The following is a 14,189-nucleotide window of genomic DNA, read 5'->3' on the forward strand; positions in this document are numbered from 1 at the left end:
ATATGATAAAAAACGATTTATTTTTAAGAGCATTAAAAGGAGAAACTGTAGATAGACCACCAGTTTGGATGATGAGACAAGCAGGAAGATATTTGCCAGAGTTTATGGAAATTAAACAGAAATACGATTTCTTTACACGTTGTCAAACTCCAGAATTAGCATCAGAAATTACTGTACAACCAATTCGTAGATACGGTATGGATGCTGCAATTTTATTTTCTGATATTTTGGTAATTCCACAAGCAATGAATATTCATGTAGAAATGAAACCAAATTTCGGACCTTATTTACCAAATCCTATTCGTACTCAAAAAGATTTAGACTCTGTTATTATTCCAGATATTCAAGATTCTTTGGGTTACGTAATGGATGCAATTAAAGCAACCAAAGAAAAACTAAATGACGAAATTCCGTTAATTGGTTTCGCAGGTTCACCTTGGACAATTCTTTGCTATTGTGTACAAGGTCAGGGTTCTAAAAACTTTGATAAAGCAAAAGAATTATGTTTTACAAACCCGGTTGTAGCACATTCTTTATTGCAAAAAATTACAGATACAACTATTGCATATTTAAAAGCAAAAGTAGAGGCTGGAGTAGATGCTGTTCAAGTATTTGATTCTTGGGGCGGAATGTTATCACCGGTAGATTATCAAGAATTTTCTTGGCAATACATGCAACAAATAATCGATGCTTTAAAAGATATTACTCCGGTAATTGCATTTGGTAAAGGTTGTTGGTTTGCGTTAAACGAAATGTCTAAATCTGGAGCTTCTGCATTAGGTGTAGATTGGACCTGTTCTGCAAGAAATGCACGATATTTATCTGGCGGAAACATTACTTTACAAGGTAATTTTGATCCAACAAGATTGTTCTCTCCACCATCAGAAATTAAGAAAATGGTTACTCAAATGATTAACGAGTTTGGTAAAGATAAGTATATCGTGAATTTAGGACACGGTATTTTACCAAACATTCCGTTAGATCATGCAAAAGCATTTGTAGATGCAGTTAAAGAATACAAAGCAAATTAAAAAATGCCTCATTTTATTTTAGACTGTTCAGAAAATATTTTAAAGCTTCAAGAACCTAGAAAGGTGCTTGAAGCTGTTTTTGAAACAGCATTTTCTACCGGATTATTTGATAGAGATGATATTAAAGTGCGTTTAAATCCATTTAAACATTCTTTAGTACAAAGTGCAGAAGCAGATTTTATACATGTTTTTGGTAATATTATGGAAGGTAGAACAGAAGAACAAAAATCTGATCTTTCTTATGCTATTGTAGCTACACTAACAACGCTTTTTCCTAATGTGCCTATCATTTCTATGAATATTAGAAATTTTGAACAAGCTACTTATTGTAACAAATCGATGATATAAATAAGTAATTTGGGCGTTACTTTGTTTAAAAAAAAACAAAGTCGCGCTTTCCATTATATCTTTTTGCAGAAAAAGCAAAAAGGATGCCATTTCAATCGCTAACGCAAACCAAGGCTAATGATAAAAAATATACTTTCTGCAATAAAAGCATATTTAGGAGCTGTCAATTTAATTTCAAAATTAAAACTTTGGAAATTTTTTATAATTCCTATAATTATTAGCATTGTTACCGCGACCATTATTGGTTTTACAGCTTACGGATTGTCAGATAATGTAGGTCAATTTTTATCAAAAATTTGGATTTGGGATTGGGGAAAACAAACCTTTACATCTTTTGCTTCTTTTGTTGGTGGAATTTTTGTGCTGGTAATAGGTTTAATTTTATACAAACATATTGTTTTAGCTTTTTCGGCTCCGTTTATGAGTCCGGTTTCAGAAAAAATAGAAAACTATATCAACGGAAGTTTAAAACATCAACATAGAAAAACAAGTTTTAACGAACAATTAATTAGAGGAATTCGAATTAATATTAGAAATTTATCAAAAGAATTGTTAATTACAATTCCTATTTTATTATTAAAATTTATTCCTGTAGTTAATATTTTTTCGACAATTTTACTGTTTTTAGTACAGTCTTACTATGCAGGCTTTGGTAATATAGATTACACATTAGAGCGTCATTTTAATTATAAAGAAAGCATTTATTTCGTTCGTAAAAATAAAGGTATAGCTATAGGAAACGGAATTGTGTTTATGCTTTGTCTGTTAGTACCTGTTATCGGAATCATAATTGTTTTGCCTTTATCTGTAACTGCAGCAACTACAAAAACAGTAGGTTTACTAAAAGATCAATAAGTATTTGTTGACAAACGCTATTTGAAAATAAAAATGAAAGCAAGAAATCTATTCTTTATTTTAAGTTTATTCGTTTTTTTAACTTCATGCTCTAAGAGAGAATCTTATTGGATTGATTTTAATTGGGTTTTAATTGATATGGGGGCGCAAAAATTTGAAAAAGCTGCAATTTTTCTCAATTTTAAAATAGACAGTTTTCCAAACCGTTTTTCTGCACAATTTGATACAGGAGCAGAAAGTTTTTTTAAAGAAAAGACTATTTCATCTTTTATCGATAATAATACAGAGCTTTTAATAAAACTTGATAGTTTAACATCTAACAAAAACTTAAATAATTTACCGGTAAAATTAGCTTTAACTAATTTAAATTTAAAATTTAAGGATACTATATTATTTCAAAAAAAAGTCTTGTTTTACCCTAAAGCAGGAACAGCATTTACTGAAGAAGAGTTTGATTCCAGTAGAATTCATTTAGGAACTCTAGGGATAGATTTATTAAAAAATAAAATCCTTATCGTAGATTATCCTTCAGAAAAAATGGCTTTTTTAGAAAAAATTCCATCCAGTTTTAGAGTTATTCAAAGCATACCCTTTGTTTTGGATGATGTAAATAGAATTCATATACCCATTAAAATAAAAGAGTATTCTTATTATGTTATGGTAGACACAGGTTCAAGTATGTTTTCTTTAATCACAAGCGATAGAGATGTATGGAACAAAATAAGAAAAAGTGATTATATTGATACTTTAAGTGTTTCTTCTTTTGGTAAATATTATGATGTTTTTAGCTCTAAAATTGAAGAAGATATTTACATGATGAATATGAATCTTATAAATGAAAGTATACATTATAGCACTAGGTCTAAAGAAGATATTTATATTAACGGAATTAAAGTTGTGGGAACTACCGGAAATAGATTATTTTTAGATAAGGTATTGGCTATAAATTATAAAAATAACACGTTGAATATTTTAGAATAATGAAAGATCAGTTTTATAAATACATAGAAAATTTACAAGACACAATTACTTCTAAATTAGAAGAAATTGATGGAGGAACTAAGTTTAAAGAAGACATTTGGGAAAGGCCTGAAGGCGGAGGAGGAAGAACGCGTGTTATAGAAAATGGAAATGTTTTTGAAAAAGGAGGTGTAAATATATCTGCTGTTCACGGTGATTTGCCAGAGGTTTTAAGAAATCAATTTAAAGTAGAAGAAGGTAATTTTTTTGCTTGCGGTTTGAGTTTGGTTTTGCATCCAATAAATCCTTTTGTGCCAACGGTTCATGCTAATTGGCGCTATTTTGAAATGTACGATGATGTTGGTAATGTAGTAACCCAATGGTTTGGTGGCGGACAAGATTTAACCCCTTATTATTTGTTTGAAGAAGATGCAATACACTTTCATTCTGTTTGCAAAACTGCTTGCGATGCTCATAATTCAGAGTTTTATCCGAAGTTTAAAAAAGTATGTGATGAGTATTTTTGGAATGCTCACAGGAACGAAGCCCGCGGAATTGGTGGTTTGTTTTTTGATTACTTAAAAGAAACAGAAGTACTCTCTATAAAAGATCGATTTGATTTTGTTACTCAAGTAGGAGATAGTTTTCTAGAAAGTTATGTGCCTATTGTAAATAAAAGAAAAGAGGTTGAATTTGATAAAAGTCATAAAGATTGGCAAGAAGTAAGGCGTGGACGTTACGTAGAGTTTAATTTAGTGCACGACAGAGGAACTTTATTTGGACTAAAAACAAACGGAAGAATTGAAAGTATTCTAATGAGTTTACCGCCAATTGTTCAATGGAAATATAATCATCAACCAGAAGAAAATTCCAACGAAGCAAAATTACTAGGCGTTTTAGCTAAACCTAGAAACTGGATCGAATAAGATTAAGCTTTATTGTAATATACCTTTTAAAGGGTTTTGTTTTTTTGTTAAAAAAACAAAGCCTTTTTTTTATGGCTAATTTTTAAATTGTTAATAACCTTGGTTTTTAGGAAGTTTTAGTGAATGGTGTACTGGTTCTTTATTCGTTATTTATTTTTAAAATAGTTTCTTTTTTTTTTAATATAAATAGTCTTAATGTCTTGATATTTAGTTGTTAATATGTTTATTGGTTTTACAGGTTTGCTAGTTTTATTTTGGGCTTTATTTTATTTTCGAGTTGTTAACATTGATTCGTAAAACTTATTAACATTTTGTTAATAAGTTTGATGCTACTTTGCTTTTTGTAGAGATGAAAATTTTAACTTTAAAAAGTAGATTCGCGTTTATAGTGAATTTTACGAGTTATGATAAATCGCACAAAAAAGAAAAAAATGAAAAATTTGCTATCCCTTTTATTATTAATAACTTTTCAATTAACTTTTTCTCAAAAAAATAATTATGTTGATAATTATGAAATGAGTCAAGATTTTGGAAAGATTATTCAAGATTTGTCTAACGATTACATTTATTTAAAAGATAAAAAAACAGATTTTAGTTGTGTTAAAGAAAAATACGCTGAAATTGTATCAAAAGTAAAGACAAATCAAGAAAAAATACTTTTTTTTGAATATTTATTAAATGAGTTTTATGATAGTAATTTACAATTAAACGCTAAAACTAAATCTTCTTTTCGTTTACATTCGCCCCTACAGATTGTTCTTAAAGAGGATAAGTTTTACGTTCAAAACATTTGGTTTTCACAAATTAAAGATTTTGGAAAAAATATTATTGGGGCAGAAGTTTTAAATTTTAATAGCAAAGAATTTAATAAAGTTATAGATGATTTTCCTATACAATGCGTTAATAAAAAGATACCAGAAGTAAGAGAGTGGATTGCAAATAAAATTATTTCAGGTAGATTAAATGAGTCTAGGGTTTTAACTTTAAAATTAGTTGATCATAGAAAAATAAGTTTAAACGTAGATAATATTAAACTTAGAGAAGAAAGAAAATTGCTTTCTGTTCTTAAAAAAGATGATTTTACTGTTATTAAAATTAATAATTCGTTAAATCACGAAAACTTTATCAGATATTTCGATAATCAGTTAAATGCAAATATAAATGCTAAAGGTTTAATTTTAGATTTAAGAAATACCACAGACGGTAAAAATTCATACGTTGCAAATGCAATTTTAAGCAGGTTTATAGATTCTGAAGTACCTTTTAAAAAGAATGTTACAAAAGATAAATTTGGTAACAATCCTGCTATTATAAAAAGTAGATTAGAATTTGTTAATCCTAGAGGAATTCAATTTAAACAACCAGTTATCGTTTTGGTAGGAAAATGGACGGGTAATGTTGGTCAAGATGTAGCTATTGGTTTAGATGGTATAAATAGAGGAATAATTTTGGGTACTAAAATGATGAAATTGGCTGGAGAAACCAAAGATTATTCTTTTGCTAAAGATAAATACGGTTATAGAATTTCTACAGATAAAGTTTATACTGCCAATGGTGTTTTAAGAGAAAATTTTGTACCCAAATATAGCATTTTACAACAAAGTACGCTAAAAGATGATGTTCTTAATAAAGCCTATAGTTTGCTAGAAGCTGAAGCTAATGATAGTTTTGCATCAAAAATTAAAAACAAAAGTAATATAGTTGCTAAAAATGATAAGTAATTATTTTATCGATTAGTTCTTCAATTTTTTTAAAAGAATAAAATAACTGCATACATAATTTTTTAATCTACCAGTAATTAATCTACGTGATAAAGAGTAAGTTTTTTTACTTTTTCAATAAACGTGTACAATTAAAATGATGATTGAATAAAGTAGATTTATTTATTGTGATATATTTAAAATTTAAGCTAAAAAATAAAAATTATATAAAATTTTAGGCTTTATTATTTTAAAATTATGAATAATGTAAATGAGACTTCATCGTAAAATTAATTTTGGACTAATTTTTTTGATGTAAAATGAATGAAATTTAGTATTTTTGCAATCTCTAAAATCAGATAGAAATGGCAAGATTTGAATTGAAATTACCTAAAATGGGGGAAAGTGTTGCAGAAGCAACAATAACTTCTTGGTTAAAAGAAGTAGGAGATACAGTAGAATTAGACGAAGCAGTTGTAGAAATTGCTACGGATAAAGTAGATTCTGAAGTACCTAGTGAAGTTGAAGGAACTTTAATCGAAATTTTATTTCAAAAAGATGACGTAGTTGCTGTAGGTGATGTAATTGCTGTTATAGAAACAGAAGGTGAAGATGCTGGAGAAGTGAAAACAGAAGCAACTAAAGAAGTTTCTGAAGAAAAAACGACCGAAGTAGCTGCTGTTGAGCAAACAATAGAGAAGGCTGTAGAAATTAAGAATACACCAATTTCTAAAAATTCAGAATCTGGTAAATTTTATTCTCCGTTAGTTAGAAATATTGCTCAGAAAGAAAATGTTTCTATGGAAGAATTAGAAAGCATTTCGGGTTCTGGAAAAGATGGGCGAGTTACCAAAGAGGATATTTTATCGTTTTTAGAAAACAGAAGCAATTCACCTAAAACAACAAGTAAAATTCTTCAGCCAGCTAAGAATGTTGAAAAAACTGTTGCAAAAGTAGCACCAGTTTCTGTAAACGGAGAAGATGAGGTGATAGAGATGAGTAGAATGGGTAAATTGATTGCTAAACATATGGTAGATTCTGTACAGACATCTGCACACGTGCAATCTTTTATAGAAATCGATGTTACAAATATTGTAAAATGGAGATCTAAAGTTAAAGATGCGTTCTTTAAACGTGAAGGAGAAAAGTTAACTTTTACGCCGATTTTGATGCATGCTGTAGCTTCTACAATAAAAAAATATCCTTTAATTAATATTGCTTTAAACGGCGATACTATCATCAAAAAGAAAAATATTAATTTAGGTATGGCTGCTGCTTTACCAGATGGTAATTTAATTGTGCCGGTTATTAAAAATGCAGATCAACTAAATTTAGTTGGTATGACAAAGTCGGTAAACGATTTAGCTGTTAGAGCAAGAAATAATCAATTAAAACCAGACGAAATTCAAGGCGGAACTTATACAGTTACTAATGTTGGTAGTTTTGGTTCTGTTATGGGTACTCCAATTATCAATCAGCCACAAGTTGCAATTTTAGCTTTAGGTGCTATTAGAAAAGTGCCAGCAGTAATAGAAACTCCAGAAGGTGATTTTATTGGAATCAGACAAAAGATGTTTGTTTCTCATTCTTATGATCACAGAGTTGTAAATGGTGCTTTAGGAGGAATGTTTATTAAAACTTTAAAAGAAACATTAGAAGCTTGGGATGTAAATCAAGATTTTTAAGCTACTTAGATATTTAATTTAAAAAACGTTCGAAATTTTCGAGCGTTTTTTTATTTTAAAATAGTATTTTCGTGACAATATAAAACTAAAATTTAAAAAGATAAAAATGAAAAAATTGTTATTATTATTTGTATTATCTATTGCTTTTAATACAGTTGCTCAAGAATCTGTGTTGTTAAGAGCTAATTATAAAAAAGGAGATACTTATTTAGTAAATTTAGACCAGTCTCAAAGTATGGGCGCTCAAGGTGGTGTTGATATGAAAATGACTATGTCTATGGAAGTGACAGAGGCTTCTGATGAAAAAATTACAACTTCATCTAACATTAAGTCTATTAACATGAATATGTTACAAGGTGGTAATGTGATGACTTATGATTCTTCTACAAAAGAAGAAGATTTAGATGAAATGGGTAAGATGATGAGTCAACAGTTTAAGCCAATGATGCAGGCAAAAATTATTTCTACTTTAACATCAAGAGGTAAAATTTTAGAAACAAAAGTAGATCCTTCTAATCCTATGATGGATCAGTTTACAAAACAAACTAAAGGGGTTACTTATCCGGAAGAAAAAGTATCTGTAGGTTCTTCTTGGGAAGATGAAGTAAACGAACAGGGAATGACTGTAAAAACTGTTTATAAAGTATCTAAAATAGCTGCAGGCAAGGTTTATATTGATGTTTCTGGAACCCTTTCTGGTATGGGTACTGGAGATGTAAAAGGAAATTTAATTGTAAATGCTGATTCTGGTGTTCAAGAAACTTTAAACTTAGTTATGAACATGAATGCAGGCGGAATGGAAATGAAAATTACTACAAAAAGTACTACAACAAAACAATAAGCTTTTAAATATTTAACTTAAAGAGTCCTAAGATATATCTTAGGGCTTTTTTTGTGCTATAGCTTTTTGTAAAGCCACCAATTCATATCTCTAGTATATTTAAAACCTAGCTTTTCATATAAAGGTATTGCCGCATTACCTTTGTTTGTATGTAAAATAGGTAGTTTTTTATCGTTTAAAATATCTTTAGTTGCGTGGTAAATTAATTGTTTTGCTAAACCACGTCTTGTAAAATCTGGATGTGTTACAACAGAACTAATTTCTATAAAATCATTAGTTTGCATTCTTTGGCCAGTAATTGCAACTAATTTTTCTTCCTTAAAAATTCCGAAAAATTTACCCATTTCAAAACCTCTCTTTTGGTAAAAACCAGGCATCACTAACCATATAAGTTTGTATACTTCTTCTATGTGTTTTTCGGTTAAAGGTGTAATCTCATCAATAAAATCAACTTCTGTTAATTGATCTAAAATCATTTGACAACCATTAATTTTTTTCTCTAGTTTAATTTTATCAGTATGAACAGCGGGAGTATCTTTTTCGGAAACGAAGAAAAAAGTATCTGTTATTTTAGAATATTTGTCTGCTGCATCTAATGTTTTATTTGCTTGAAAAAAAGAACCAAAATTATTTATTTCAGGATTGTAAAATTGAACGCCATCGTATTTTATAAGAAATTTATTGTGTGTTTCTTGTAATGCGTACCAAACAGGGTTTTTTAATCTATCTTCTAGTGTAGTCATAAATGCATCAAAAAATAAAAAAGCCCGCTTAAAAGCGGGCTTTTCAAATTAAAAATTTTTTAAAAACCTAAGCTAACATTGTAACAGGGTTTTCTATATATGTTTTTAAAGTTTGTAAAAACTGAGCACCAACAGCACCATCAACAGTTCTGTGGTCACAAGTTAACGTTAACTTCATTGTATTACCAACTACTATTTGTCCGTCTTTTACAACTGGTTTTTCAACAATTGCACCAACAGATAAAATTGCAGAGTTTGGTTGGTTAATTATTGATGTAAAATTATCAATACCAAACATACCTAAGTTAGAAACAGTAAAAGTACTTCCTTGCATTTCTGCAGGAGTAATCTTTTTATTTCTTGCTTTACCTGCTAAATCTCTAACACCAGCACCAATTTGAGTTAAACTTAATTGATCTGTGTGTCTTATTACAGGTACAAGTAATCCGTCTGCAACAGCAACAGCAACACCAACATGAATATGATCATGATAAATTGTATTTGCATCTGACCAAGATGTATTTACTTGTGGATGTTTCTTTAATGCCATAGCGCAAGCTTTAACAACCATGTCATTAAAAGATACTTTCGTATCTGGTATTGCATTAATTGTTTTTCTTGAAGCCATTGCATTATCCATACTTACTTCAATATTTAGACTAAAGTCTGGAGAAGTAAATTTAGAATTACCTAAAGACTTAGCAATTGCTTTTCTCATTTGAGAGTTTTTAACTTCTCTAGAGTTCTCTACACCTGCTGCAACTGTAGTTGCTGCTTGTGTATTAGTTGCAGATGCTTTTTCTTCAGTTTTAGCAGCAGGCGTGTAATTTTCAACATCCTTTTTTATAATTCTACCATTTTCACCAGAACCTTTTACGTCTGCTAAATTGATGCCCTTATCAGAAGCTATTTTTTTAGCCAAAGGTGAAGCAAAAATTCTACCACCATTAGAATTTGTAGAATTGTTGTTAGTCGTTTCTGTAGATTTAGAATCCTCAGGTTTACTTTCTTCTTTGCTAGTCTCTTTTTTAGTTTCTTGCTCTTTAGTTTCTGCATCATTTGAACTAGAAACAGCACCTCCGTTTTCTACAATTGCAGAAACATCTGTACCTTCTGGTCCAATAATAGTTAACAAACTATCAACTGGTGCAGTTTCACCTTCTTGCACACCAATGTAAAGAATAGTTCCTTCGTAGAAACATTCAAATTCCATTGTTGCTTTGTCAGTTTCAATTTCTGCAAGCATATCACCCTCTTCAACTGCGTCACCAACGTTTTTTAACCAAGTTGCTACAGTACCATCTGTCATTGTATCACTTAAACGAGGCATAGTAATTACCTGCACTCCTTCAGGAATAGCAACAGAACTACTAGAAGTATTTTCTTCAGATTTTTCTGTTTTTGGTTCTTTGGATTTTTCTTCCTTATTAGATTCAGAAGCTTTATCGTTAGAAGAATTTCCATTTAAAATATCAGAAATATCTTCACCTTCTTCACCGATAACAGCTAACAATACATCAACTGGAGAAGTTTCACCTTCTTGAATACCAATATGTAATAATGTTCCTTCATAAAACGACTCAAACTCCATTGTAGCTTTGTCTGTTTCAATTTCGGCTAAAATGTCTCCTTCCTCAATTTTATCTCCAACATTTTTTAACCATTTTGCCACAACACCTTCTTCCATGGTGTCACTTAATCGGGGCATGTTTATTACTGTAGCCATATTTTATTTTATAAAAGGATAATCTTCTTGTTCATAAACCATGTCGAACATTTGCTGAGTTTCTGGATAAGGAGAATCTTCTGCAAATTGTTCACATTCTTTTACTTTAGCCTTCACTTCTTTGTCTATTGCAGCAATTTCTTCTGCAGTAGCATATTCTTTTTCTTTAATTACATCTAAGATTTGAGTAATAGGATCAATTTTTTTGTACTCCTCAACTTCGTCTTTAGTTCTATAATGTTGTGCATCAGACATAGAGTGACCTCTGTATCTGTAAGTTTTCATTTCTAAAAATGTTGGTCCGTCTCCTCGTCTTGCTCTTTGAATAGCCTCATCTACAGCTTCAGCAACTTTAATAGGATTCATTGCATCTACAGGTCCACAAGGCATTTCATATCCTAAACCTAATTTCCAGATATCAGTATGATTTGCTGTTCTTTCTACAGAAGTACCCATTGCGTATCCATTGTTTTCAACAATAAATATTACTGGTAATTTCCATAACATTGCCATGTTAAAAGCTTCGTGTAAAGAACCTTGTCTTGCAGCACCGTCACCAAAACATGTTAAAGTTACAGCGTCGCTTCCTTTATATTTATCACCAAATGCGATACCAGCACCTAAAGGAATTTGACCACCAACAATACCATGACCACCGTAAAAACCAAATTCTTTAGAAAAAATATGCATAGAACCACCCATACCTTTAGAAGTACCAGTTGCTTTACCATATAATTCTGCCATCACTTTTTTAGGATCTTCTCCCATACCAATTGGCTGTACGTGATTTCTGTATGCAGTAATCATTTTATCTTTAGACAAGTCCATTGCGTGTAATGCTCCTGCTAAAATTGCTTCTTGTCCATTATATAAATGCAAGAAACCTCTAACTTTTTGTTGAATGTAAACTGAAGCTAGTTTGTCTTCGAACTTACGCCAAAAAAGCATGTCTTTGTACCAGTCTAAATACGTTTGTTTAGTGATTTTTTTCATTCTAGTGATAATTGTTTGTTGTGAGATTATTTTATTAAATATTAATAATCGAAATACAAAAATAACTGTTTTAAATAGAATAAAAAAACTTGATTTTATACATTTAACTACAACGATTTCGTTGCGTGTTTATTTGTCTTTTGCGATCACTAACGTCGCTTTGGCATCTGTTGCTAAATTCCATTCATTAGAAGAAAGTAAATCACCAGCATCATTATAAACTTTAAAAGCTGCTGTGTTTGGGCCAGAAGTACCTTGATTTAGTGCAACAAAAGAAATCTTATTAATACCAACTTCTAGCGGTATTGTAAAGCTTTGGTATCTTTGTTTTAAAGTAATATTTGTAACTACAGGAATGTTGTTAACCATTATGGTAACTCGGTCACCGTCTGGATATTGAAAATCTCTACAAATTATATTTACACTATTAGAGTTGGTTCTAAAGCTGCCGAGATCTTGATCTATAACAGGATAAATGTATTGGCCGTTAATTTTTTTGAATGCTTTTAAAAATCGAGCTTCATTAATCCTTTTCTGAGAAATGACGCCTTTATTATTGATTTTATCTTCCTCTTGTTTTTTCTTTAATTTTTTTTGCTCATTATCATACGCTTGTTTAAAACCATTATTGCCTTTTAACTCAATTGATTTAGGTTTTTCTAATGTTTTTGCGTTATTTAAAACTACAGCTTTAATTTTGCCTTTATTGCTAGCTCCATTGCTTTTATCTAATTGAGCAACAGCGTTTGATGTCGATAAAATACAGGTGAATAAAGTAAATAAAATAAGTTTTTTTTTCATGTAGAATAATTTTCTAACCGTGTACGTACAAATATAATGCCTAAATAAATTGAACTTGTTTAGTTTTTGTTAAACTTAATTAGTTTACTTCAAAATTAAAATAAGTTTTAGGAAAAGGTTCGTTTCTTATTGTAAAATGCCACCATTCATTTTTATACGGATTAAAGCCGTGTTTTATCATAATATTACGCAGTAACATTCTGTTTTCTTGTTGGTCTTTTCTGATACCAGTATAAGATGGATGTGATTCTGAACCGAAAAAATCATAAATGCTACCCATGTCTAATTCTTTTTTTGTCTCTAAATTCACAATTGTTAGATCAACAGAACTTCCTCTAGAATGACCAGAACGAGAGGCGATATAACCTTGCTTAAAAAGCTTAGATTTTTTAACTTTTGGATAATACGTTTGCTTCATTAAAGTGTCATCTAAAACTTTAGCCCATTTTACAAAATGATTTACTGCTTTTTGTGGTCTATAAGCATCAAAGATTTTAAGACCTAAGTTTTTATCTGCTAGTTCTTCTTGAACCTTTTTTAATGCTTTTGCGGTTGTTGTAGTTGTGATGATACAATTACTTCGGTAACCATCAATTGGTTTACCTATAAAGTTATTGTTCGAAAAATATCTTAACTCAACTTTTACTGTCGGAATTATATTATCAAGATAAACAAAGCCTTCAGGCAATTTTTGTGCTTTTAAACTTATCGAAAAAAGAAAAACCAACAAAAAAGAAATACTTTTCATAAACAATGTGTTTTTTAGATTTTAAGAATTGCTATATCTTCCATAAAAATATTGAAAAACCCCGTAGCACACAAAACCTAGTGCCATTACAGCCATTAAAATATTACCAAAAGTTAAAGAATTTAGAAAGCGAAACATTTCTTGAGTGCCTTTTATTTTTTCTGGATTATTATTAAAACCTGAAGAAAAAATAAACCAAGAAAAAATTAGAAAAGAAATTCCTCTAGCAAAGATTCCAAATGCTCCTGTTTTTTTTAAAACATTAAATGAAGCAATGTTTTTATTTTTTTTAATATCCTCTAAATAACTATTAGTTATTACTTTGTAAAATTGATAGATTGCAGATCCTGAGAAAATAACACCAATAAGAATTAAAAGTATATTACCGTTTTCTATTTGTAAAATTCTTGAAACTAAAGTTTCTTTAGTAACATCGTTTGATGTTTGATTAAAGACTTTTAGAAATATTGAAACAGCAAAAGACCCATAAAAAAAGGTTCTAAAAAGGTAACTTACAGCAGAAAAATATTTTTTATTTGAATCTTCGTTTTTAAGAACATCGTAAAACTTATACGCTCTCCACAAAGCAAAAGACATTAAGCCTAAACTAACAATTAATAAAAGTACTTTACCAAAAATCTGATTTTCTAAAAATGAAATCACACCATTTTTATCAGAAATTTTACCGCCAATATTTAAGGCGGTTAAAAAGGTTAAAATGCCAATAACAATGTAAACGAATCCTTTGGTAAGAAAACCAAACTTTCTAAGTTTTAAAATCACAAATAAATATTTTTAGCTAAGTTACTCTTATTCTTTTAACTTATAATTA

General features: G+C 29.8%; 14 protein-coding genes. 8 read left to right on the top strand and 6 right to left on the bottom strand.

Going from position 1 to position 14,189, the window contains the following annotated elements:
• The first annotated feature begins 2 nt into the window (after positions 1 to 2).
• The 8 genes from hemE to BXQ17_RS00325 all read left to right on the top strand — a co-directional run bounded on the left by hemE (position 3) and on the right by BXQ17_RS00325 (position 8,346).
• Entirely contained in the window at positions 3 to 1,031 is a 1,029-nt protein-coding gene (gene hemE, locus BXQ17_RS00290) for a uroporphyrinogen decarboxylase (RefSeq protein WP_077808697.1), read from the top strand.
• 3 nt (positions 1,032 to 1,034) lie between these two features.
• Positions 1,035 to 1,379, top strand: a complete 345-nt coding sequence (locus tag BXQ17_RS00295) for a 5-carboxymethyl-2-hydroxymuconate Delta-isomerase (RefSeq protein ID WP_077808698.1) — start codon at positions 1,035 to 1,037, stop codon at positions 1,377 to 1,379.
• Between the two features lie 117 nt (positions 1,380 to 1,496).
• Positions 1,497 to 2,234 carry an EI24 domain-containing protein gene (locus tag BXQ17_RS00300; RefSeq protein WP_077808699.1) on the top strand — a complete coding sequence of 246 codons (738 nt, stop codon included), beginning with the start codon at positions 1,497 to 1,499 and terminating at the stop codon, positions 2,232 to 2,234.
• 33 nt (positions 2,235 to 2,267) lie between these two features.
• Positions 2,268 to 3,215 carry a hypothetical protein gene (locus BXQ17_RS00305; protein ID WP_077808700.1) on the top strand — a complete coding sequence of 316 codons (948 nt, stop codon included), beginning with the start codon at positions 2,268 to 2,270 and terminating at the stop codon, positions 3,213 to 3,215.
• Positions 3,215 to 4,120, top strand: coding sequence for an oxygen-dependent coproporphyrinogen oxidase (gene hemF / locus BXQ17_RS00310; RefSeq protein ID WP_077808701.1), 906 nt, complete (start codon positions 3,215 to 3,217; stop codon positions 4,118 to 4,120). Before BXQ17_RS00305 ends, hemF begins: the two co-directional genes overlap by 1 nt.
• Before the next feature lie 431 nt (positions 4,121 to 4,551).
• On the top strand, positions 4,552 to 5,841 hold the full coding sequence (locus BXQ17_RS00315; protein ID WP_187661413.1) for a S41 family peptidase: 1,290 nt from the start codon (positions 4,552 to 4,554) through the stop codon (positions 5,839 to 5,841).
• A gap of 344 nt (positions 5,842 to 6,185) precedes the next feature.
• Positions 6,186 to 7,505: a dihydrolipoamide acetyltransferase family protein gene (locus tag BXQ17_RS00320; protein WP_077808703.1), complete on the top strand. Its 1,320-nt coding sequence runs from the start codon at positions 6,186 to 6,188 to the stop codon at positions 7,503 to 7,505.
• Positions 7,506 to 7,611: 106 nt separating this feature from the next.
• Complete coding sequence (locus BXQ17_RS00325) at positions 7,612 to 8,346, top strand: hypothetical protein (protein WP_077808704.1); 735 nt, start codon at positions 7,612 to 7,614, stop codon at positions 8,344 to 8,346.
• Between the two features lie 56 nt (positions 8,347 to 8,402).
• Here BXQ17_RS00325 and BXQ17_RS00330 read toward each other — a convergent pair whose 3' ends face one another.
• From BXQ17_RS00330 to BXQ17_RS00355, 6 genes are all read right to left on the bottom strand, one after another.
• On the bottom strand, positions 8,403 to 9,089 hold the full coding sequence (locus tag BXQ17_RS00330; protein ID WP_077808705.1) for a GNAT family N-acetyltransferase: 687 nt from the start codon (positions 9,087 to 9,089) through the stop codon (positions 8,403 to 8,405).
• A 67-nt stretch (positions 9,090 to 9,156) separates the two neighbouring features.
• Positions 9,157 to 10,815: a pyruvate dehydrogenase complex dihydrolipoamide acetyltransferase gene (locus tag BXQ17_RS00335; RefSeq protein WP_077808706.1), complete on the bottom strand. Its 1,659-nt coding sequence runs from the start codon at positions 10,813 to 10,815 to the stop codon at positions 9,157 to 9,159.
• Between the two features lie 3 nt (positions 10,816 to 10,818).
• Positions 10,819 to 11,808, bottom strand: a complete 990-nt coding sequence (gene pdhA / locus BXQ17_RS00340; RefSeq protein ID WP_077808707.1) for a pyruvate dehydrogenase (acetyl-transferring) E1 component subunit alpha — start codon at positions 11,806 to 11,808, stop codon at positions 10,819 to 10,821.
• A 129-nt stretch (positions 11,809 to 11,937) separates the two neighbouring features.
• On the bottom strand, positions 11,938 to 12,609 hold the full coding sequence (locus BXQ17_RS00345; protein ID WP_077808708.1) for a hypothetical protein: 672 nt from the start codon (positions 12,607 to 12,609) through the stop codon (positions 11,938 to 11,940).
• Between the two features lie 79 nt (positions 12,610 to 12,688).
• On the bottom strand, positions 12,689 to 13,357 hold the full coding sequence (locus tag BXQ17_RS00350; RefSeq protein WP_077808709.1) for a M15 family metallopeptidase: 669 nt from the start codon (positions 13,355 to 13,357) through the stop codon (positions 12,689 to 12,691).
• 21 nt (positions 13,358 to 13,378) lie between these two features.
• Positions 13,379 to 14,140, bottom strand: coding sequence for a DUF1206 domain-containing protein (locus tag BXQ17_RS00355; RefSeq protein ID WP_077808710.1), 762 nt, complete (start codon positions 14,138 to 14,140; stop codon positions 13,379 to 13,381).
• Positions 14,141 to 14,189 lie beyond the last annotated feature (49 nt).

It is taken from the genome of Polaribacter sp. BM10 (genome assembly GCF_002005425.1).
Classification (GTDB): domain Bacteria; phylum Bacteroidota; class Bacteroidia; order Flavobacteriales; family Flavobacteriaceae; genus Polaribacter; species Polaribacter marinaquae.